Source organism: Pseudoclavibacter sp. VKM Ac-2888 (assembly GCF_015351285.1).
Taxonomy (GTDB): Bacteria; Actinomycetota; Actinomycetes; order Actinomycetales; family Microbacteriaceae; genus Pseudoclavibacter.
In genome coordinates this window covers 257,568-277,106 of the sequence record NZ_JADKSM010000001.1, presented here as the reverse complement: position 1 = coordinate 277,106, position 19,539 = coordinate 257,568, and the positions used below count along the sequence as shown (strand labels likewise).

20 protein-coding genes are annotated in these 19,539 nt (G+C 68.8%); 9 read left to right on the top strand and 11 right to left on the bottom strand.

What is annotated here, in order from left to right; genetic code table 11:
• Nucleotides 1-89: 89 nt before the first annotated feature.
• Nucleotides 90-653, top strand: coding sequence for a dihydrofolate reductase family protein (locus tag ITJ61_RS01355; protein WP_194685270.1), 564 nt, complete (start codon nt 90-92; stop codon nt 651-653).
• Here ITJ61_RS01355 and ITJ61_RS01350 read toward each other — a convergent pair.
• From ITJ61_RS01350 to ITJ61_RS01335, 4 genes are all read right to left on the bottom strand, one after another.
• Entirely contained in the window at nt 638-2,188 is a 1,551-nt protein-coding gene (locus ITJ61_RS01350) for a hypothetical protein (protein ID WP_194685269.1), read from the bottom strand. The two genes, ITJ61_RS01355 and ITJ61_RS01350, sit on opposite strands and share 16 nt — an antisense overlap.
• Nucleotides 2,124-2,807, bottom strand: a complete 684-nt coding sequence (locus ITJ61_RS01345; protein ID WP_323744285.1) for an ABC transporter ATP-binding protein — start codon at nt 2,805-2,807, stop codon at nt 2,124-2,126. Before ITJ61_RS01345 ends, ITJ61_RS01350 begins: the two co-directional genes overlap by 65 nt.
• Nucleotides 2,808-2,863: 56 nt before the next feature.
• Nucleotides 2,864-4,042 (bottom strand): aminotransferase class I/II-fold pyridoxal phosphate-dependent enzyme, encoded by a 1,179-nt coding sequence (locus ITJ61_RS01340; RefSeq protein ID WP_194685268.1) that lies wholly within the window; start codon nt 4,040-4,042, stop codon nt 2,864-2,866.
• A gap of 66 nt (nt 4,043-4,108) precedes the next feature.
• Nucleotides 4,109-4,711 (bottom strand): hypothetical protein, encoded by a 603-nt coding sequence (locus ITJ61_RS01335; RefSeq protein WP_194685267.1) that lies wholly within the window; start codon nt 4,709-4,711, stop codon nt 4,109-4,111.
• Between the two features lie 183 nt (nt 4,712-4,894).
• Here ITJ61_RS01335 and ITJ61_RS01330 point away from each other — a divergent pair, with 183 nt between their 5' ends.
• The 4 genes from ITJ61_RS01330 to ITJ61_RS01315 all read left to right on the top strand — a co-directional run bounded on the left by ITJ61_RS01330 (nt 4,895) and on the right by ITJ61_RS01315 (nt 10,028).
• Nucleotides 4,895-5,635, top strand: coding sequence for a TetR/AcrR family transcriptional regulator (locus tag ITJ61_RS01330; RefSeq protein WP_104299107.1), 741 nt, complete (start codon nt 4,895-4,897; stop codon nt 5,633-5,635).
• The gene (locus ITJ61_RS01325; protein WP_104241083.1) at nt 5,622-6,731 is read left to right on the top strand and encodes a DNA alkylation repair protein; all 1,110 of its coding nucleotides are present in this window, start codon (nt 5,622-5,624) and stop codon (nt 6,729-6,731) included. The genes ITJ61_RS01330 and ITJ61_RS01325 overlap by 14 nt, the downstream gene beginning before the upstream one ends.
• 8 nt (nt 6,732-6,739) lie before the next feature.
• Nucleotides 6,740-7,216, top strand: a complete 477-nt coding sequence (locus tag ITJ61_RS01320; RefSeq protein ID WP_104241082.1) for an SRPBCC domain-containing protein — start codon at nt 6,740-6,742, stop codon at nt 7,214-7,216.
• A 109-nt stretch (nt 7,217-7,325) separates the two neighbouring features.
• The gene (locus ITJ61_RS01315) at nt 7,326-10,028 is read left to right on the top strand and encodes a phosphoenolpyruvate carboxylase (protein ID WP_194685266.1); all 2,703 of its coding nucleotides are present in this window, start codon (nt 7,326-7,328) and stop codon (nt 10,026-10,028) included.
• Between the two features lie 130 nt (nt 10,029-10,158).
• On the opposite strand, the gene ITJ61_RS01310 is transcribed toward ITJ61_RS01315, so the two are convergent.
• Together ITJ61_RS01310 and ITJ61_RS01305 are read right to left on the bottom strand one after the other, a co-directional pair.
• On the bottom strand, nt 10,159-10,611 hold the full coding sequence (locus tag ITJ61_RS01310; RefSeq protein ID WP_104241080.1) for a YchJ family protein: 453 nt from the start codon (nt 10,609-10,611) through the stop codon (nt 10,159-10,161).
• The gene (locus tag ITJ61_RS01305) at nt 10,608-10,910 is read right to left on the bottom strand and encodes a DUF4287 domain-containing protein (RefSeq protein ID WP_104241079.1); all 303 of its coding nucleotides are present in this window, start codon (nt 10,908-10,910) and stop codon (nt 10,608-10,610) included. Before ITJ61_RS01305 ends, ITJ61_RS01310 begins: the two co-directional genes overlap by 4 nt.
• 123 nt (nt 10,911-11,033) lie before the next feature.
• On the opposite strand from ITJ61_RS01305, the gene ITJ61_RS01300 reads away from it, so the two are divergent.
• Nucleotides 11,034-12,254, top strand: coding sequence for an alpha/beta hydrolase (locus tag ITJ61_RS01300; protein ID WP_194685265.1), 1,221 nt, complete (start codon nt 11,034-11,036; stop codon nt 12,252-12,254).
• Between the two features lie 10 nt (nt 12,255-12,264).
• Here the strand turns inward: ITJ61_RS01300 and ITJ61_RS01295 are convergent, their stop codons facing one another.
• Entirely contained in the window at nt 12,265-13,992 is a 1,728-nt protein-coding gene (locus ITJ61_RS01295) for a long-chain-fatty-acid--CoA ligase (protein ID WP_194686670.1), read from the bottom strand.
• Nucleotides 13,993-14,188: 196 nt separating this feature from the next.
• On the opposite strand from ITJ61_RS01295, the gene ITJ61_RS01290 reads away from it, so the two are divergent.
• Nucleotides 14,189-14,890 carry a YceI family protein gene (locus tag ITJ61_RS01290; protein WP_104241077.1) on the top strand — a complete coding sequence of 234 codons (702 nt, stop codon included), beginning with the start codon at nt 14,189-14,191 and terminating at the stop codon, nt 14,888-14,890.
• Between the two features lie 195 nt (nt 14,891-15,085).
• On the opposite strand, the gene ITJ61_RS01285 is transcribed toward ITJ61_RS01290, so the two are convergent.
• Together ITJ61_RS01285 and ITJ61_RS01280 are read right to left on the bottom strand one after the other, a co-directional pair.
• The gene (locus ITJ61_RS01285) at nt 15,086-16,444 is read right to left on the bottom strand and encodes an RNA polymerase sigma factor (RefSeq protein WP_194685264.1); all 1,359 of its coding nucleotides are present in this window, start codon (nt 16,442-16,444) and stop codon (nt 15,086-15,088) included.
• 38 nt (nt 16,445-16,482) lie between these two features.
• Nucleotides 16,483-16,911: a YciI family protein gene (locus ITJ61_RS01280; protein ID WP_104241075.1), complete on the bottom strand. Its 429-nt coding sequence runs from the start codon at nt 16,909-16,911 to the stop codon at nt 16,483-16,485.
• A gap of 173 nt (nt 16,912-17,084) precedes the next feature.
• Here ITJ61_RS01280 and ITJ61_RS01275 point away from each other — a divergent pair, with 173 nt between their 5' ends.
• Together ITJ61_RS01275 and ITJ61_RS01270 are read left to right on the top strand one after the other, a co-directional pair.
• Nucleotides 17,085-17,564, top strand: a complete 480-nt coding sequence (locus ITJ61_RS01275) for an SRPBCC domain-containing protein (RefSeq protein ID WP_194685263.1) — start codon at nt 17,085-17,087, stop codon at nt 17,562-17,564.
• The gene (locus tag ITJ61_RS01270; protein WP_194685262.1) at nt 17,561-18,007 is read left to right on the top strand and encodes a VOC family protein; all 447 of its coding nucleotides are present in this window, start codon (nt 17,561-17,563) and stop codon (nt 18,005-18,007) included. Before ITJ61_RS01275 ends, ITJ61_RS01270 begins: the two co-directional genes overlap by 4 nt.
• A gap of 75 nt (nt 18,008-18,082) precedes the next feature.
• On the opposite strand, the gene ITJ61_RS01265 is transcribed toward ITJ61_RS01270, so the two are convergent.
• Both ITJ61_RS01265 and ITJ61_RS01260 read right to left on the bottom strand, forming a co-directional pair.
• Nucleotides 18,083-18,652: a hypothetical protein gene (locus tag ITJ61_RS01265; protein WP_194685261.1), complete on the bottom strand. Its 570-nt coding sequence runs from the start codon at nt 18,650-18,652 to the stop codon at nt 18,083-18,085.
• Between the two features lie 284 nt (nt 18,653-18,936).
• On the bottom strand, nt 18,937-19,335 hold the full coding sequence (locus ITJ61_RS01260; protein WP_194685260.1) for a hypothetical protein: 399 nt from the start codon (nt 19,333-19,335) through the stop codon (nt 18,937-18,939).
• Nucleotides 19,336-19,539: the final 204 nt, after the last annotated feature.

Below are 19,539 nucleotides of genomic sequence, written 5' to 3'. Positions count from 1 at the left end.
GCACAGCGTCTGGGATGCATGTCGCATTCCCGAGACCGCTCGCGTGTCACCTTCTCCCGATTGTCGGAGGTCGGGGTTACCTTCCTCGCATGACGAACGTGATCTACAACACCGCCACGACCCTCTCCGGCTTCATCGCCGACGACGACGACGCTCTCGACTGGCTGTTCGTCGTCGACCAGCCCGACGACGACAGCTTCGGCTCGTTCCTGGCGAGCGTCGGAGCGCTCGTGATGGGATCGACCACCTACCAGTGGGTCTACGACCACGAGGGTCTCGACGAGCATCCCGAGAAGTGGCGATCCTCCTACGCCGACCGTCCGACGTTCGTGTTCACGAGCCGCGACCTGCCCGTCCCTGAGGGACTCGACATCCACCTCGTGCGGGGTGCCATCGCCGACCACATCGGCGCCATTGCAGCGGCCGCCGGCGACCGCGATGTCTGGGTCGTGGGTGGCGGAGACCTCGCCGGCCAGTTCTACGACTCGGGTCACCTGACTGAGGTCCGCCTCTCCATCGCGCCGGTGACCCTCCCCTCCGGAGCTCCGGTGCTCCCCCGCCGCATTGAAGCGGATGCGCTGCGCCTGACCTCCGCGCACGCGCGGGGACAGTTCGTGGAAGCCCGCTACGAGGTGAGCTACCCGCGGAGGTGACGAAGGCGTGACCTCGTCGCCAGAGCGAGCACAAGCGCGCCCGCGACCAGAAGCACGATCGAGACGACTGGAAGGCCCACAGCCCAGAGCATCGTCGCGGCCAGCCCGAGGAGCCCCGAGATGATGACCGAGTCGAGCTGCCAGACGAGCCTCGCGAGCACGGACACGTCGCCGACCTCGCTCGGCATGGGCGTCAGGAGCAGCGGAGGGAGGTGCCCGCGGCCCGCTTCGTAGGCGCGCACGGCGACCATGGCGAGGCTTGCGAGCAGGGGCGCGGCACCACCACCGCCACCACCCGAGACGAGGAGCGTGACTCCGACGACAAGGACGACGACGACCAGCGGGAACGCGGCGTGCAGGAAGAACTGCTCGCCCGTCGGCGTTCCGAAGACGGCGGCCCCTGCGGCAGCGTCGGCCGCATGCCGGAACCCCTCGGTGAACGGGGCCAGGGCGAGGAACATCAGAATGGAGCCACCGAGCGCGGCCAGCGCGGCGACCGCCGACGGGCTGACGGCCAAACCCAGGAGCAGGGCCGCGGCCACAACCCCGACGAGCCCGAACACGGTCCGCTGCGGTGTCCGCAACGCACCGACCCCATCGCGGACCAGCATGGACAGCACGCGCGGCCCGCCGACGACGGCTCGAAGCCCCCTCCCCATCGAGGGCACCTCGCGGTACGCCGCCGATGCGCCCGCCAACTCCCCTGCCGCTGCGGCGAAGGCGGCAGCCTCACGGCGCCGTGCCTGCCGGAGGAGCTCGTCACCCCGCAGTCGATCCAGCAGCCGAGGCACGGAGGCGAGCGCAACCGCAAAGACCCCGAGGAGCACCAGCGCACCGACGAGAACGAGACTCAGGCCCGCGTCATGCCCAAGCCAGCCCTCGAGGGCCGAGTGGAGCCCTCGACCGTTCCCGCCGCTCAGGCCGACGACGCCGGTCCAGATCGACCCGAACGATGCCCCGACCCCAAGGGGCGACACCCCGAGAAGACCGAGAGCGATCGCCGCCACCCACGCGCGCGGGCTGCCGATGACCTGGCCCACGAGCGCCGCGATCACGCCGAGGCACGCCAGGGCGACGGACGCCGCCACGAAGCACGCCACTGGCACCAGAGGGGCCCCGACGCCCACGACCAACGCGGCCCCCAGGAGACAGGCCAATAGCCCCGTCCCCGCCGAGGCTGCGAGTGCACTCCGCCGGAACGGCCGCCGCAACGAGACGCGCCTCGGCACGTCATTGGAACCGAGGGTGACCGTGGCGAAGGGATCAAGCAGGGCCGGACCACGTGTCGTCCCCACCAGCAGTCCGAGGGGAACCACCGCGGCAGCCACGATCCGAAGCTGCTCAGCGAACACCGAAGACGTGAGCCAGGCGATCGAGGCCGGTTCCAGGAGCGCGATGAACAGCATCCGCGCCAGTGGCGCGACCGCGACGAGCACCACCGCCCCCACGAGGTACGCGCGATACGCACCCTCACGCCGTCGCACGCCCACCGCCCTGGTCGTCGCCGTCGCGTTCGCGTTCGCGTTCGCCGGCAAGCCGCAACTCGTCCGCACCCAGCGCCTCGATGAGCGCTCGGCTGTGGGTCGCGACGATGATCGCCGCGCCCCTGTCTCGTTCTTCCACGAGGATGCGGGCAAGCAGCTCACGTCGCTCCTCGTCGAGACGCTGCTCGGGTTCGTCGAGCACGAGCACGTCGAACGGACGCGCCAGAACGGTGGCCAGTGAGAGCAGCTGGAACTGCCCGGACGAGAGCTCGTGCGGGAACCGCGTGGCCAGATGCTCGATGCCGAGGCGCGCCAGCACCGTATCTGCGGAACGCTCCCCCTCGAGCGTGGTGGTCCCCCACGATGCTGCGACGGCCGTCAGATGCTCTCGTGCAGTCAGGGTGAGCGAGAAGGGGACCGACCCGAGCAGGGCCGCAAGGCTGCGCCGGAACCGCGGACTCCGTTCATCCACCGGCCGGTCGTCGAGGAGGATTCTGCCGTCGCTCGGCGTGACGAGCCCGGCCAGCGCGCGGAGCAGCGTCGTCTTCCCTGAGCCGTTCGACCCCGTCAGGCACAGCACCGATCCGGCCGGCACCGCGAGATCGACATCGGAGAGCACCCGCGTGCCCCCGCGCTTCACCGAGAGACCCTCGACGCGGACGACTGGCACGCAGCCATCCTCCGCTCGACCAGGACCGCGATCGCCTCGTCCAGGACCAGACCCGCTCACGGCCGCAGCCCCTCGACGAACGATTCGAGACGGCGCAGCCCTTCGACGAGCTCCGCTCGCGAGGCGGCATAGGAGAGTCTGACGTGGGTCTCGCCCGTGTGCGCTCCGAAGTCGCGGCCAGGTGTCAGCGCGACCTGGGCCTCCTCGAGCGCCCGTCCGCAGAAATCCCACGAGGACAGACCGGTCCGGGACACGTCGAAGTACACGTAGAAGGCACCGTCGGGCAGGACCGGAACCGGGAGCCCGATTCGCTGCAGGCCCTCGAGCACCAGTTCGCGACGATTGGCGAGCTCGACCCGGCGCTCCTCGCAGATCGACAGCGACTCGGGGGTGAACGCGGCGAGAGCGGCAAGCTGCGCCGGTGCCGACGCCGACAGGAAGTAGTTCGTCGCGAGCTTCTCGACGGCCGGAACAAGAGTCTCGGGGAGCACGGCCCAGCCGAGTCGCCAGCCGGTCATGCCGAAGTACTTGGAGAAGCTGTTGATGACGATCGCTTCCGGGTCGACGCTCAGGACGCTCCGCGGAGGGGTGCCGTCCTCGCCCGGGTCGGAGAGGTTCAGGTAGATCTCGTCGACGATTCGCCACGCGCCCTGCTCTCGGGCAAACGCGCAGAGGGCACCGAGCTCCTCGAAGGGCACGGAGGTGCCGGTCGGGTTCGACGGCGTCGCGACCATGATCGAGGACGTCCGCTCACCCCAGACCGCTTCGACGCTGGACACATCGAGCTGGTAGCGGGACTCGATGCTCGTGGGCACGCCGACCACCCGTCCGCCGAAGCTCTCGACCAACTGCCGATTGCAGGGGTACGACGGATCGGCCATGACCACATCGTCACCGGGGTCGGTGGTGGCGGCCACGACGACCAGGAGGGCTGCCGAGGCGCCCGAGGTCACGAGGATGCGGGCCGGGTCGACCTCGACGTCGTGACGGATGCGGTAGAACTCGCTGATCGCTTCGCGGAGCGCTGGGAGCCCGAGCGCGACGGTGTACGGGAGCGGCCGACCATCCATGGCATCGCGCATCGCCTCGCGAACCTGAGGCGGCGCCCCGAAGTCGGGTTCCCCCAACGAGAGCTTGACGACGCGCTTGCCCTCCGCTTCGAGGGCGGCGGCACGCTGCCCGAACGCCATGGCGTGGAACGGCTCGACCGTCTGGGCGCGATGCGAGAGCTTCATACCCCAAGGATGCCAGGTGGCCCGGTCTCAGGGCAGTTGGGGGTCGCCCGCCGAGCAGCGCGACGCTCAGCTCCTGGTGGCGCCAGCCCCGGTGCGCGCGGCCTGGGACGGAGAAGAGCCCTGGTCGTCCGTGATCGCTCGCACTCGCGGGCTCCTGCCCGCTTGGGTGTGCAGCCAGGCGCCCGCCGGGACGGTCTTGATCGACTGCCAGGCGTCCCGGTCGAGGTGCCCAGAGCGGGGCGAGAAGACCTCCTCGAGAAGTCGGGGGTCGTCGCTGATGAACGCCGACGTGCCTTCCTCCAGCCACACCGGCCTGCTCTCCCCTCGTTCTCCGAGGCGTGCGCCTTGGACCCGCAGCGCCCCGGTCCGGTCCTTGGCGATCATGATCGCGGATGGCACGAGCAGCTCCGGGACATCGTCGAGCTCGTCCAGGAATCGTCGCCCCTGGGCCCGCAGCACGACGGACGTCGCCGGCTCACTGGAGAGGCGAGTGAGGAAGATGAGGTCGAGGTGCCTCGTTCGGACCTCGGTGAGCGCCCGCTCCAATGGTCGCGCGAGCAGCCACGGTGCACCCGAGCCGTGGTCGGCGACAACTCGAAGACGCCCTTCAACGATCGCCAATCGGACGTCAGGATGCACGTCCTGGTCCGGATGTACGAGTACTCCCACGGCTCTCCAAACTCACGAGCGGTGTTGCTCCGCACTGAAAATCTCCGCGCAACGTAGCATGCCGACGGAGCAGTGTCGGCCCGTTCGCGACGAATTCGTCTTCACATATGGCCGATACCGCCATCCTGGACCCACCCCGAACGGGGTGCGGTACTGCCCCGATCGTCACTACACTCACTGGCTATGAATGCCCTCGCCCGATCGGCCGGCGGACCCCAGCAGCAGCGCAGCATCCAGACTCGGAGTCGCCTGGTGCTCGCGGCGGCCACCACCTTCGTGGAGTACGGCTTCGCCAGCTCGACCCTGTCGCGCATTCGGGCGAACTCGGGAGTCACGAACGGGGCCTTCTACCACCACTTCGCGACCCGCGAGGCGGTCGCCGAGGCGGTCCTCGGCGAGTACGCGGCGCGGGCATCGAATGCGGTGGCCGAGGCCACGAGGTCGGCGGCGAGCGGCATCGACGCGCTCCTGAAGGTGTCCGTGGCGTTCGCGAAGCTCCTGCAGAGCGACGTCGTGGTCCTCGCAGGCGTCATCGTGACGTCGGAGATCGGCTCGAGCTTCCTGTCGCACGGCTCCTATCTCGACTGGCTCGCGCGCATCCGTCCCGTCATTCGGATCTGCCAGCGAGAGGGCAGCATCCGCGGCGACTTCAGCGCCGACCACGTCAGCTCGCTCTTCGTCTCGTCCTTCACGGGCACGCAGCTGCTCTCTGGGGCGCTGACCGACCGGCAGGACCTCGTGGAGCGTATCGGCGTGCACTGGCGGATGATCCTGCTCGGCCTCACGACGCCCGAGAGCGCCGAGCGCGTCGAGAAGCTCGTGGACTCGGCCTTCGGCGACTACCAGACCACCGGCGTCTCCGAGATGACTGACGACGCGCTGAGCACGTCGCGCACGGAGGAGGCTCAGCATGCCCTTCGCTGATGAGCTCCTCGGAGCCCAACAGGCGTCCGCGATGGTGCAGCTGCTGCAATCGGCGGCCGGAGGCCGTCAGCTCTCCGCGACGCGGGCGACCGCTGATGGCCTCGACGGGCTCGCCCTCGGCGCGCGGAGCTCCCACCTCGCTGCCTCCATCTTGGAGGACCTCCCGGTCGGCTACCCCGAGTTCGCCGCGATCATCCGCCGTGCGCTGGAGTCGTCCGCCCTCGAAGGGTGGATGGTGTGGCCGATCTCGAATGCGGTTTCCGCTGCCGCCATCGCCGATGGCGGCGCTGCGGCGTTCGACGACGGCATGCAGCTCCTCGCGGAACTCACCCCTCGGCTGACCTGCGAGTGGGCGGTCCGGCCCATGCTGCGGGCGAGGCTCGAGCGGGCACTCGAGATCATGCTCGAGTGGACCAGGAGCGACGACGAGCATGTGCGTCGGCTCGCGTCTGAGGGGACACGGCCGTACCTGCCGTGGGGCACTCGGGTCGCCGAGATCACCCGCGATGCGCGCCTGTGCATCCCGATTCTGGATGCGCTCTACCGCGACGACAGCGAGGTCGTTCGCCGTTCGGTCGCCAACCACCTGAACGACATCAGCAGGCACGACGCGACCCTGGTCTGCGAGACGGCCGCCTCGTGGCTCGCCGACGGTGACGAGCACACGCCGAGACTCGTTCGCCACGCCCTCAGGACGCTCGTGAAACGGGGGGACCCCGATGCCTTGGCGCTCCTCGGCTTCGGCTCGGCGGAGGTCGCCGTGGAGGGGCCCACGCTCGATCGCGCGAGCATGGTGCTCGGCGAGGAACTGCTCATCACCGCCAGCATCACGAATCGTGGTGAGGTCGCGGCGGATCTCGTCGTCGACTACGTCGTGCACCACGTCAAGGCGGACGGCAGCCGCACCCCGAAGACGTTCAAGATCTCGACGACGACACTCGCACCGGGCGCCACGCTCAGCATCAGCAAACGGCACGCCGTCAGACCCATCACCACGCGCCGCTACCATCCCGGCGTGCATGCCATCGAGCTGCAGGTCAACGGTGTCCGGCACGGATTCGCCGAATTCGACCTGGTTCTCGACCCGGTGTGCTGAGATACCGCATGCCCGAAGAACCCTCCGAAGCAGTCGCCACCGAGACCATTCGTCTCGAGCGGAGCGTGGACGCCGCTCGGGAGGATTTGTGGCTGTGGTTCACGGCGAGCGAGAAGACGGCCAAGTGGATCGGCCCGTGGCACTTCACTGACGAGCAGCGCGGCCGGATCGGGCTGCAGCTCGTGGCCGAGGAGGGTGCCCCGGCAAGCGCGGCGACGATCCGGCGCTGCGAGGCCCCGAGCCTGTTGGAGGTCACGACCGAGGATGCAGCCGGATCGTGGCACCTGCGTGTCTCGCTGGCGGAGTCCGGGGCGCGGGGCGAGGCCACTCGGCTCGTCTTCGAGCACTTCGAGGTGCCCGTGGCGATGCTCTCGGATATCCGGGCAGGCTGGAACTACTACCTCGACCTGATGCTGGCGGCCAAGGACGGCCTCGAGACGCCCGTCTTCGAGGACTACCTGGATGCCCCCTCTGCAGAGGCCTGACCGACCGCGCGATCCCCACTTCTCCTCGCATCACCCGAGCGGATGTCATTCCCGGTCATGATGGATGCCGTGTCACATTGTCGATACACAGCATCGGTAGCCTGGGCTCATGCTCGAAGCCCCAACGAACTCCCCCGCCAGCCGCACTGAGGCTGGCGCTGAACTGCCAGATGAGCTGCGCTCTGACGTGCACCTCCTCGGCACCCTGCTCGGCCAGGTCCTGACAGAGACGGGAGGCCCCGAGCTCCTCGACGACGTCGAGCGACTGCGTCGCCTCACGATCTCGGCCTACGAGCACGACGGCGCGGCCGCGAACGACTCGTTCGCCTCCGCCGAGGAGCTCGTGGATGCGCTCTCACCGGCACGAGCAGACGAGGTCGCGCGGGCGTTCACCTGCTATTTCCACCTCGTGAACCTCGCCGAGGAGCACCACCGCGTGCGCGTGCTTCGCGCCCGCGGCACCTCACCATCGAAGCAGCAGGAAGACACGATCTCGCAGGCGTTCGCGCGCCTGAGCGACGAGATCGGTGCGGAGGCCGCGTCGGTGCGGGTCCGCGCCCTGCGTTTCCACCCCGTCTTCACGGCGCACCCGACCGAGGCCCGCCGACGGGCTGTCTCCTCCGCGATCCGTCGCATCAGCGACCTGCTCGAGGAACGCGACGAGCAGCGGCTCTCGGGTGGCGCATCCGGGGGCAGCCCCGCCGCTCAGGAGCTGACCCGTCGCCTGCTCGAGGAGATCGACCTGCTGTGGCGCACCTCGCCGCTGCGCAGCGACAAGCCGACGCCCGTCGACGAGGTGCGCACCGTCATGGCCGTCTTCGACGAGACCCTCTTCACGACGGTCCCCCGCGTCTACCGCCGAGTCGATGAGGCCCTGCAGGGTGCGCTCTCTGGAACGTCGAAGCCCATCGCCGAACCCTTCGTGCGCGTCGGCTCCTGGATCGGCGGCGACCGAGACGGCAACCCGTTCGTGACCGCGAAGGTCAGCCGTCAGGCCGCCGTCATCGCATCCGAGCACGTCCTCCTCGGCCTCGAGCGCGCCTCGGCTCGAATCGGGCGCACGCTCACGCTCGGCGCCGACACCACGCCCCTCGACGCGGCCGCCGCGACCCTACTCGCGCGCCTCGGCAGCGGCGACGAGAGTGCCGCGGCCGAGATTGCCCAGCGCTCGCCCGGAGAGCCGCACCGCCGCATCCTGCTGCTCATCGCCCGCCGCATCGAAGCCACCCGGAGACGCAACGCGGACCTCGCCTACAAGGTGCCGGACGAGCTGCTGCGGGAGCTGCGCATCCTGCAGGCATCGCTCGTCGCCGCTGGCGCTGGCCGGCACGCCTACGGCGAGCTGCAGCACCTCATCTGGCAGGTCGAGACGTTCGGCTTCCACCTCACCGAGCTCGAGGTGCGCCAGCACTCGCAGGTGCACCGCAAGGTGCTCGCCGAACTCGCCGAGCAGGAGGCGGGCGCGGAGCCCAGCGAGCTGACCGCCGAGGTGCTCGACGTGTTCCGCTCGATCGCGTTCATCCAGGAGCGCCACGGCCCGCGCGCGGCAGGCCGCTACATCGTGTCCTTCACGCAGTCGTCCGAGGACATCGCCAACGTCTACAAGCTCGCCGTCGCGGCGACGGGCCCCGGGGCGACTCCCCCCGCGCTCAACGTGATCCCCCTCTTCGAGACGTTCGCCGACCTGCAGGCGGCTCCTCGCATCCTCGCCGAGATGCTCGAGCAGCCCGAGGTCGTCGAGCTGCTCGCCGGCAACGGGCGCAGGCTCGAGGTCATGCTCGGCTACTCCGACTCCTCGAAAGACGTCGGGCCAGTGGCTGCGACGCTCGCGCTGTACGAGGCGCAGAGCCAGATCGCCGCCTGGGCCCGCGAGAACGGCATCGAGCTCACCCTCTTCCACGGCCGCGGCGGTGCGCTCGGCCGCGGCGGCGGCCCCGCGAACGTCGCGATCCTGGCCCAGCCGCCGCACTCCGTCGACGGTCGCTTCAAGCTGACCGAGCAGGGTGAGGTCATCTTCGCCAGGTACGGCGACCCGGACATCGCGGCCAGGCACATCGACCAGGTCATCTCGGCGACGCTCCTCGCCTCGGCCCCGTCGACGGAGACCCGCAACGCGGATGCCGCCGAGAAGTACGCAGGGGTCGCCGCGACCATGGACTCCGCGTCACGCGAGCGGTTCTTCGCGCTCGTGAAGGCCCCCGGGTTCGCACCGTGGTTTGCCAGAGTGACCCCCATGGAGGAGGTCGGGATGCTCGCCCTCGGGTCGCGCCCCGCCCGCCGCGGCCTCTCCGTTGAGTCCCTGGAAGACCTGCGCGCCATCCCGTGGGTGTTCGCGTGGACGCAGGCGCGCATCAACCTGACCGGCTGGTTCGGCCTCGGCACGGCGCTCGACGCGGTCGGCGACCTCGACCAGCTGCAGGCCGCCTACGCCGAATGGCCGCTCTTCAGGTCGATGATCGACAACGTCGCGATGAGTCTCGCGAAGACGGACGGACGCATCGCCCGCCGCTACCTGGAGCTCGGCGACCGCCCGGAGCTCGCCGAGCTGGTGACGAGCGAGCTCGATCTCACGGCGAGCTGGGTCACCCGGATCACGGGTGGCGCCGAGCTGCTCGAGCGCAAGCCCGTGCTGCAGCGCGCCGTGAAGATGCGCAGCCCCTACGTGGACGCGCTCTCGCTCCTGCAGCTGCGCGCGCTCCGCAGGCTGCGTGACGACGCCAGGAAGCCGGACGGGGATGAGGCCGCCGAGCTCCAGCGACTCCTGCTGCTCTCCGTGAACGGCGTCGCCGCCGGTCTCCAGAACACCGGCTGACGCCGCCGGCGACTCGTGTCGCCGACGCAGCGAGAGGTCGTCATCCCCGCGGGGATGGCGGCCTCTTCGTCGTTGTGGCCCGGCTGGCTGGTGGAGACACGAAAGGGCAAGTCCCTCCCAGGTGCGCGCCTCAGTCGCGGATGACCCTGCCGTCGACGTAGACCCAGCGCCCGTCGCTTCGCCTGAAGCGGGCGCGCTCGTGGAGGAGACCTGCACCGTCGGCGTCACGGTACGACGCCCGGAACTCGACGACCCCCGTCGAGTCGCCCTCTGCGCCGTCGAACTTGTCGACGATCTGCAGACGCCGCCACACCGTGCCGTCTTCGAGCTCGAGGTCAGCTGGGCGGGTCTCCGCGTCCCAGGTCGCGTTGAGATAGTCCGGCAACCGGCGAGCGAACGCCGAGTACCGGGATCGCATGAGCGCCTCAGCTGTCGGAGCTGGGGCGCCTGCGTGGAAGACGCCGCAGCACTCGGCGTACGTGGCCCCGCTTCCGCACGGACAGGGCTCCGCCCGAGACTGGGTCTCGGGCTGGGTCTCCGTGCCCGGCGCCGCGTCGTGGGACGCTGCCGTTGCCTCGCTCATTCGCTCGCCGCCGAAGGCTTGGTGGCCTTGCCATCCAGCCACAGGGTGTCCGACTCGTCGCCGTGCGGGCCCGCCTTTCCGACGTGCTTGTCGCTGATCTTCGGCCCCTTCTTGATGACGTGCACCAGCGCCATCCCGTGGCCTCGACCGAGGTCGTAGTCCTCCTTGAGCCAGGCGAGGATCTCCCCGGCCTTCGTGGCCTCGGCATCGAGACCCTTCTCCTTCGCGATCGCGATGAACTGACGCGGCGTGAGGCCCGTCTTCTCCTCGATGTTGTCGAGGTACGACTGGAACGACATGGATGCACCCTCCCTGGGCTCGCCTCTGGCCGGAGAACCGTGCTGGCATCCTAACGACCCGACCTTCCTTCCAAATGCCTGCGGATCGGACCGGGCCCGCCAGAGCAGGAGGAAGATGAGGCTATGTCGCACCATCCAGCACTGTCGCGGCCGCTGTTCCACGACGTAGACCAGAACTTCGAGGCCAAGGTCGTCCTCGGATCCGTCGGTGCGGGTGCCGGCGATCTGGGCGAGATCTTCGCAACGCTCGCCGCCATCGAGGACGGGAAGCGGGAGTCGTGGATCAGGGCATGGTTCGCCCGAGCCCAGGTCACGCGGCAGCTTGCCGAGGTCTCGACGGGCAATGGGCGAACAGCGACGGCCGCAGCCCAGTGGCTGCGCGCATCCGCCTACTACGGCCACGCCCTGAACGCGATCGCTGCGATCGGCGACGATGACGGATACACGAACGCCTTCGCGCTGCACCGCGCTGCCTGGGACCGCTTCGCGGACATCCGGCGAGTGCCGCTGGAGCGACTCTCGATCCGCTTCGGAAAGGGAAGGCTCCCCGGCTACCTGCAGCGTCCCGAGGTCGGTGCCGCGGACGGGCCGTCTCCGCTCCTGGTGCTCGTGAACGGCAGCGACGGAACACTCACCGACCTCTACTCCACGATCGGAGCATCTGCCGCCGCCCGGGGCTACGCCGTGCTGTACTTCGACGGCCCCGGCCAGCAGAGCCAGCTCGTCACCGGGTCGCACTTCAGGCCCGACTTCGAGGCTGTGCTGACGCCGGTCGTCGACACGGCGCTCGGACTCTCCGGCGTGGATGCCTCACGAGTCGCGGTCTACGGCGTCAGCCAGGCCGGTTACTGGGTGCCACGAGCGCTCGCGTTCGAGCACCGCGTGGCCGCGGCCATCGTCGACCCCGGGGTGACGGACGTGTCGACCTCATGGCTCTCGCACCTGCCCGCTCCCCTGCGCCACGAACTCGCGAAGGGCGATTCGAAGCACTTCGACCAGTACATGAAGCTGGGTCTCGGCCACAGCGCTGCGGAGCGCGCAGTGTGGAGCTTCCGCGCGAAGCCGTACGCCAGCACCGGCTACTTCGCCGTCTACCGGGAGGTCGAGAAGTATCGCCTCACGGCTGAGCTCGCCAGCTCGATCACGACGCCACTGCTCATCACGGCACCGGAGAACGAGCAGTTCTGGCCAGGACAATCCGAGGAACTCGCGTCGCTTGTCCCCGAAGCAGAACTCGTCCGCTTCACCGCCGTCAACGGCGCCGACGCACACTGCGAGCCGCTCGCTCGCACCGCGGTCAACGAGGTGCTCCTCGATTGGCTCGATGCGCGCCTCGTTCGCTAGCCTCTCGGCGCTACTCGCTGCGCTTCGCGACGAGCCCGTCCCGCACCTGTCGACGGAGCACCTTGCCGATGAGCGACTTCGGCAGCTCGTCGACCTGCACAACCCGCTTCGGCACCTTGTAGGAGGCGAGGCGAGAGCGGCAGAAGTCACGAAGGGCATCTGCATCGAACGCGGCGCCCTCCCGGAGGACAACCGCGGCGGTCACATCCTCACCACCAGAGCTGCGGGGCAGGCCGACGACTGCCGCCCCCTCCACGTCGGGATGCGCCGTGAGCGCCTCCTCGACCTCGGAGGGGCTCACGTTGAAGCCTCCCGTGATGATGAGCTCCTTCATGCGGTCGACGACCGTCACGAACCCGTCGTCCGAGACGGTGACGATGTCGCCCGTACGAAGCCATCCGCCGGCGAGCAGCACCTCCCGCGTCTCGTCAGGGCGCTTCCAGTAGCCCTGGAAGACCTGGGGGCCGCGGATGAGCAGCTCGCCCGGTTCGCCGAAGGCACGCTCCACGGTCGGGTCCTCGGGGTCGACGACGCGGATGTGCGTGCTCGGGAACGGCACGCCAACCGTGCCGGGGCGGCGGCTCGGACCGACCGGGTTGCCGAGCGCGACCGGTGAGGTCTCGGTCATGCCGTACCCCTCGACGAGGAGTCCGCCGGTGACCTCCTCCCACCGTTCGACGGTCTTCACTGGCAGGCTCATGGCCCCGGAGATCGCGAAGCGGATGCTCGTGAAGCTGACGCCCTTGCGGGAGGACGCCCGCGAGAGCGCGTCGTAGATGGGCGGAACCGCGGGCAGGAACGTCGGCGGCGACGCCTTCGCCGCCGCGACCACGAGATCGACGTCGAATTTCGGGAAGAGGACGAGCTTGGCGCCGAGGCTCATGGCGAAGGTCAGGCACAGCGTCATGCCGTACGCATGGAAGAGCGGAAGGACGCCGTAAAAGGTCTCGCGCCCCTCGGTGAGGCCCGGCACCCAGGCGCGTCCCTGCGCCGCGTTCGCGCGCAGGTTGCGGTGCGTCAGGATCGCCCCCTTGGGGTTGCCGGTCGTTCCGCTCGTGTACTGCAGCAGCGCGACGTCATCGATGCCGGGATGCGGCACTCGCTTCGAGATGCGCTTGGCGTTCGCGATGCGCTCCCACTTGAGCACCCTGCGGTCCGAGGGCGCTGCCGTCATGGCCTCGCGCGACTCGCGGGCCTTGGCTATGGGCAGGCGCAGGGCGAGTCGCTTCCCGAACGGGAGCGCCGAGGACATGTTGACGGCGACGATCGTCTCCGGCACCACATCGCTCGGCAGCTCGGAGATGAGGTCCGCGACCTTGTCCCAGACGATCGCGAGCTTCGCGCCGTGGTCTTCGAACTGGTGCCGCAGCTCCCGGGCCGTGTAGAGCGGGTTGTGCTCGATGACGATGGCCCCGAGCCGGAGCGCGGCGTAGAAGGCGACGACGTGCTGCGGGCAGTTGGGGAGCACGAGCGCCACCCGGTCTCCGGCCCCGACTCCGAGCTTGCGGAGCCCCTCAGCAGCCCGAGCAACCTGCTCGCCGAGCTCGCCATAGCTGGTCTCCGCCCCGAAGAACTCGAGCGCGGGTCGAGACCCGAACCGCTTGACCGCGTTGTCGAGCAGGTCCACGAGCGATTCCCGAACCTCCGGGATGTCGTGGGGCACGTCCTCCGCGTAGGCGGCCAGCCATGGCCGGGATGCGAGGGCGGAAGTCTTGCTGGTCTCGTTGGCGTCGTTCACCGGGGTCCCTTCGACGATCACGGCTGCGCGCACAGCGGTGCACTCGAACCTTATGACGGGGCGGTTGTGCTGGAGCCGTGCGTCGGTCAGGGCCGTGCCATAGACGGGTCGCGGATGAAAGCACCAGTCCTCTTCTCAGACGAAGGTGACGCCAAACCCATAGCTCGTCCATAGAAAAGTGCTTCAAGCTACAACTATGAAGAAGCCATCGAAGAAAGCCACCATCGGCATCGTCATCGCGGCTGTCGTCGTGGTGATCGGCATCGCGGCCGCAGTGTTCGGCCCCATGATCTACCGCGATGTCATCGCCGCCCCCGCAGCTGAAGCCCCTGCCCTCGAGATCGAATCCACGACCCCGAGCAGCGCGGATGTCGGATCGCTCGCCGGCTCCTGGACCGTCGCCGCTGGCTCCTACGCGGGCTACCGCGTCGACGAGGTCCTCAACGGCACGGATGTGACCGTCACCGGACGCACCGAGACCGTCTCCGGCACCCTCACGACCACCGACACCGAGCTCACGGCCGCCGACATCACGGTCGACGTGGCGTCCATCGCGACCGATGAGCAGCGCCGCGACGAGTACTTCCGCACCGAAGCCATGGACACGACCACGAACCCGGAAGCGACCTTCACGCTCGACGAGCCCGTCGCAGCACTCGATGGCCTCGCCGAGGGCACGCAGGAGACCATCCCGGCGACGGGCACGCTCACGCTCAACGGCGTCAGCCAGCAAGTGAGCATCGACATCACGGCCGGCCTCGACGGCGAGACCGTGCAGGTCGCCGGCAGCATCCCCGTGACCTTCGCCGACTACGGTGTCGAGGCGCCGAACCTCGGGTTCGTCTCCGTGGAGCCCACTGGCGACGTCGAGTTCCTCCTGGTGCTCGAGCGCGCCTAGCGTTCATCGCCCCAGCCGACACCTCCGGCCTGGGCTTCGTCCCCAAGCCGCCCCCACACGCCCGTCCTCACACTCCATCCGCTGACCAACTTGCGTGACAGAACCGGTGCATCTGGCCAGAACTCGGCCCGGGCAGCCCGTCTGTCACGCAAGTTGGTCGTTTCTGCGTGACGCAGCTCTCGTGCCGCCCTGGTTTCAGGCCCCGAGCGCGTCGAGCTTCCCTTGCAGCACCCGGCGCTGCTGTTCGTTGCCGCTCAGCTGGACGGCGACCAGCAGCTCGGAGCGAGCCTCATCCACCCTCCCCAGCTGCACCAGCAGCTCCCCGCGGACGCTCGCGAGCAGCGGACCGCCGGCGAGAGCACCGGATGCACCCAGCCGGTCGACGATCGCCAACGCGCTGGCGGGTCCCGTCGCCATCGACACGGCCACCGCACGGTTGAGCTCGACGACGGGGCTCGGCGCGATGCGTCCGAGGACCTCGTAGAGCAGGACGATCTGCGGCCAGTCGGTGTTCGCAACGGATGGTGCGACCGCATGACGCTCGGCGATGGCGGCCTGCAGACAGTAGGTGCCTCGCCCCTTGCCCAGCGCATCCGCTCGCGCCAGGAGGGTGCGACCGCGGAGGATCGCAGATCGGTCCCAGCGGCGGCGGTCCTGGTCTGCGAGGAGGATCGGGGTGCCATCCGCCGCTTCGCGCGCCGCGAAGCGCGAGGACTGCAGTTCCATGAGCGCAACGAGCCCGAGCACCTCGGGCTCGCGCGGCAGCATGCTGCTGAGGGCGCGGCCGAGGCGCAGCGCCTCGGCCGCGAGGTCGAATCTCAGCCAGCGGTCGCCGGAAGTCGCCGCGTACCCCTCCGTGAAGATGAGGTAGATCACGGCGAGGACCCCCTTGAGGCGGGCGGTCCATTCGCTGGGGTCGGGCGTCTCGAAGGGCACCTTGGCGGCGCCGAGGCTCCTCTTGGCGCGCACGATGCGCTGCTGCACGGTCGCGACCGGCAGCAGGAAGAGGCGCGCGATCTCGCCAGTCGTCAGGCCACCGACGATGCGCAGAGTGAGGGCCACCTGGGCTTCGCGGGAGAGCGCCGGGTGGCAGGCGACGAACATGAGCCGAAGGACGTCGTCGCCGATCGGCTCCCACTCGTCGCTCGCAGATGCATCCGCTTCGCTGAGGTCGCGCGCGATGGCGCTGTAGCGCTCGTCGAGTCGCTCGCGCCGCCGCCATCCGTCGATGGCCTTGCGCTTGGCGACGGCCGTGAGCCAGGCACCCGGGTTGAGCGGGACGCCCGACGCTGGCCACTGCGTCAGCGCGTCGGCGACCGCTTCCTGCGCGAGGTCCTCTGCTAGGGAGACGTCGCCGACCATCCTCGTCAAGGTGGCGACGATTCTCGCGCTCTCGATGCGCCAGACCGCATCGATAGCCGCCACGCTCGCCCGCGGAGCTTTGCTGACGTCGACGTCGACATCGACCTCGACACCAACGGCAGCGGAAGCGGCAGCACCCCCGGCGGAGCCGCGGCGCGTCTCAGGTTCGTGGCCGTGCTCGGAGGCGGTCATGGCCGTTGGCGAGGTGAGGACTCGAGACGTGCCGGGTCTCAGGCGCCCGCCTGTTCCTCGCGCCAGCCCTCTTCCTTGCGGAGGTACTCGTTGTCTTCGTGGCCTTCGAAATCGCTCATGTCGGTGACGCGGCGAACTTCGAGCTTCGACCCTGGACCTTGGAGTGGGGCGCGGGACGCCCACTGGATGGCTTCGTCGCGGGTTGCGGTCTCGATGATCCAGAAGCCGTTGAAGAGCTCATGCGTCTCGCCGTAGGGGCCGTCGGTGACGACGGGCTGCTCGCCGGTGAAGTCGACGACAAAGGCCGTGCTGAGGTCGTCGGCGAGCCCTTCGCCTGCGAGCAGGACACCGGCCTCCATCATCGACTCGTTGTACTTGCCCATGGCGTTGATGATCTCGGTGAAGTCGGTGTTCTCGTAGGAGGCCTTGGCTTCGTCGGTGGCGCGCATGATGAGCATGAACTTCATGATGGTTCTCCTTGTCTGCGACCCATTCGGGGCCGGTTTCAGGGTGCCGGTCAGCACCCTTCTACTATTGCGTCGAACGGGGGCCAGCGGAATCGACACACGTCGGAATCTCTTTGGATTTTCTTCTGCAGGCCGGTCGGCGCATCCCCACCTCGGGTTGTTACCTTCCGGTCATGACAAGCGATTTCGAACCACGCGTCGACCGGGTCTCCCGGGTGCTGCCAGCGAGCGCATCCCGTGTCTACGGAGCGCTGCTGGACCAGCGGGCGCTTGAGTCCTGGTTGCCGCCGCAGGGCATGTCGGGGAGATACCTGAGCTTCGAGCCCTGGGTGGGCGGGCGCAGCGTGCTCGAGCTCACCTACGCGGAGGCGCCGGCGGGTGGCGGGAAGACGTCCGAGTCTCGGGATGTCTCGGCGTCTGTACTCGTGGAGCTCGTGCCCGACGAGCGGGTCTCGCAGCAGGTCGTGTTCGAGTCGGAAGACCCCGCGTTCGCTGGAACGATGACGATGGTGTGGGAGCTGGCGGAGTTCCCTGGCGGGACCTTGGTGACGGTCTCGGCCTACGACGTGCCGAGTGGCATCGCTCAGGCGGACCACGTCGACGGTATGTCGTCGTCGCTGGAGAACTTGTCGGCGTTCGTGGGTCGCTCGTGAAGCAGCAGGTGAACTTCGTGACGTTCGCGACTCGTGATCTGGACGAGGCGCGGCGCTTCTACTCGGAGGCGCTGGGGTGGGAGCCGTTGCTGGATGTGGTGGGCGAGGTGCTGTTCTTCCAGATCGGGGCCGGTCAGGTGCTTGGCTTCTTCGATGCGGAGAAGTTCGACCGTGACCTGGGCACGGGCGAGCAGCGGTCGACGGTGTCCGGTGTGACGCTGGCGCACAACGTTGGCAGCCGGGAGGAGGTCGTCGCGGTGGTGTCGGCGATGGCTTCCGGTGGCGGGGTGATGTTGAAGGTGCCGCAGGAGGGTGAGTTCGGCGGGGTCTTCCACGGGCTCATCGAGGACCCGAACGGCGTCGTCTGGGAGGTGGCGCACAACCCGGGCTGGGCGGTGCTGCCTGACGGTTCCGTCGTCTTCGATCAGGCCGGGCAGGAGTAGCCGGCCTCGAGCTGGGTTCGAGTTCGCGTTCGCGATTGCTCGCCTTCGCTCGCGACGGTCGTTGTCTGGGGCAGATCAGCAACGGGGCTGTTGCGGGTGCTCGCTGCAGTCGCCGACGGTGATGACGGTGTCGGCGGTGAAGAGCTCGATCGGCACAGCCGCCGACGCTCGGTCGAGGGTGCCGGTGACGGGGATGCTCGCCCCGTTCGCGAGGGTCACGCTTGCCGTGTATGTGACGGTGACGGAAGCTTGCACGTTGGCCTTTTCGCGGTAGACGTGGCTGGTTGCCGTTGCGGTGAAGTCCTCCTGGCCGAGTGCCGCCCAGCTCGCTCCCGGCGTGGTCGTCTCCCTCGTGGTGCCGTCGCCGGAGTCCCATCGGTAGGACACGGGCGTGAAGGTCACGGTGATGGGGTGCCCGAGGACGGTGCCTGCAGCGGCGTGCTTAGTCGCTGTGGTGAAGAAGTTCGTGTGGGACCCGACGATGCTCCACGTGGACGGCTCCGCAGCGAGCGTCACCGATGCCGGTGCGAGCGTGAGCACGTCGCTGATCGTGAAGCTCCTGGGCGGGGCAGGCGCGGTCGGTCGTGCGCCTCCCCCACCGCCACCGCAGCCTCGGCACTGCACCGGCGTGAGGAGCGAGCTCATCGGCGACGCCAGAGCCCTCACGCTGGGCGTGAACGAAGGCGGGCCGCCCGGGGCAGCTGCATCGCCACCATCTCCGCCGCTCTCTCCGTCGTCCCACCCGCCCCCGCCGCCGTCGGAGAGGTCCGGAGATGTGGACTCGTCCGAGTACGTCTCCTCGACGTCCAAGGTGACTCCGGACCCAGAATTGCTTGGAGTGCAACCGCCGAGCACAAAATCGCTCGAGTTGCAGGTCGCTTGGATTGACTCTGTGGCCGGGCCCGGAATTGTGGCGGTCAGCGCCAGACTCATGAGCAGGAGTTTGCGCCAGACCATGGTTCGCTTCCGTTGAATTTGTACATCTCACTGATACGGACGACCTCGAACACGACGGTGAACCGATTCGGGACATCCTCCACACGCGCGCTGTTGCCAGATGCATCGACAACATCGAAGTCCGTCACGTCGTAGCACGCATATGTTTTAATGGCGGCCTCCCCACTCCTGGATTCGACGCTCTGGATTCGGAAGTCAGTTGCTCGAGAAGAACCCGTAGCCTGTTGGCCCGCCGCCGACATCTCGCTCAGAGATTCGCCTATGGCGCTAACGTATTCATCGGTTGCAAGAGCGCGAAGCCCCTCCAACTCCGCGCTTCCTGCAAACACTGCCGCCTCCGCCGCCAGGAACTTCGGCACGAGCTCCTCCACGATCGCGAGGGCTTCTTCGTTGGTCGGCAGCACGGGCGCGGTGCCGGGCGGCGCGCTGAGCGTTGGACTGGGGGTTGGCCCTGGGGCCGGCTCCTGGGGCGCGCATCCGCTCACCCCGATGGCCGACCCGACGCTGAGCATGACGAGCAGCGCGGCCCTGACGGCACGCCTGCTTCTCTCCCCTGAACGCATGGGCGTCAACGT

Coding starts and splice junctions, on each gene's coding strand:
- ITJ61_RS01305 (WP_104241079.1), bottom strand. CDS start 10,910: ATGTCGTTCCAGTCGTACCTCGACAACATCGAGGAGAAGACGGGCCTC.
- ITJ61_RS01315 (WP_194685266.1), top strand. CDS start 7,326: ATGCTCGAAGCCCCAACGAACTCCCCCGCCAGCCGCACTGAGGCTGGC.
- ITJ61_RS01290 (WP_104241077.1), top strand. CDS start 14,189: ATGAAGAAGCCATCGAAGAAAGCCACCATCGGCATCGTCATCGCGGCT.
- ITJ61_RS01325 (WP_104241083.1), top strand. CDS start 5,622: ATGCCCTTCGCTGATGAGCTCCTCGGAGCCCAACAGGCGTCCGCGATG.
- ITJ61_RS01280 (WP_104241075.1), bottom strand. CDS start 16,911: ATGAAGTTCATGCTCATCATGCGCGCCACCGACGAAGCCAAGGCCTCC.
- ITJ61_RS01285 (WP_194685264.1), bottom strand. CDS start 16,444: ATGACCGCCTCCGAGCACGGCCACGAACCTGAGACGCGCCGCGGCTCC.
- ITJ61_RS01340 (WP_194685268.1), bottom strand. CDS start 4,042: ATGAAGCTCTCGCATCGCGCCCAGACGGTCGAGCCGTTCCACGCCATG.
- ITJ61_RS01355 (WP_194685270.1), top strand. CDS start 90: ATGACGAACGTGATCTACAACACCGCCACGACCCTCTCCGGCTTCATC.
- ITJ61_RS01300 (WP_194685265.1), top strand. CDS start 11,034: ATGTCGCACCATCCAGCACTGTCGCGGCCGCTGTTCCACGACGTAGAC.
- ITJ61_RS01320 (WP_104241082.1), top strand. CDS start 6,740: ATGCCCGAAGAACCCTCCGAAGCAGTCGCCACCGAGACCATTCGTCTC.
- ITJ61_RS01310 (WP_104241080.1), bottom strand. CDS start 10,611: ATGAGCGAGGCAACGGCAGCGTCCCACGACGCGGCGCCGGGCACGGAG.
- ITJ61_RS01265 (WP_194685261.1), bottom strand. CDS start 18,652: ATGAGCTCGCTCCTCACGCCGGTGCAGTGCCGAGGCTGCGGTGGCGGT.
- ITJ61_RS01275 (WP_194685263.1), top strand. CDS start 17,085: ATGACAAGCGATTTCGAACCACGCGTCGACCGGGTCTCCCGGGTGCTG.
- ITJ61_RS01330 (WP_104299107.1), top strand. CDS start 4,895: ATGAATGCCCTCGCCCGATCGGCCGGCGGACCCCAGCAGCAGCGCAGC.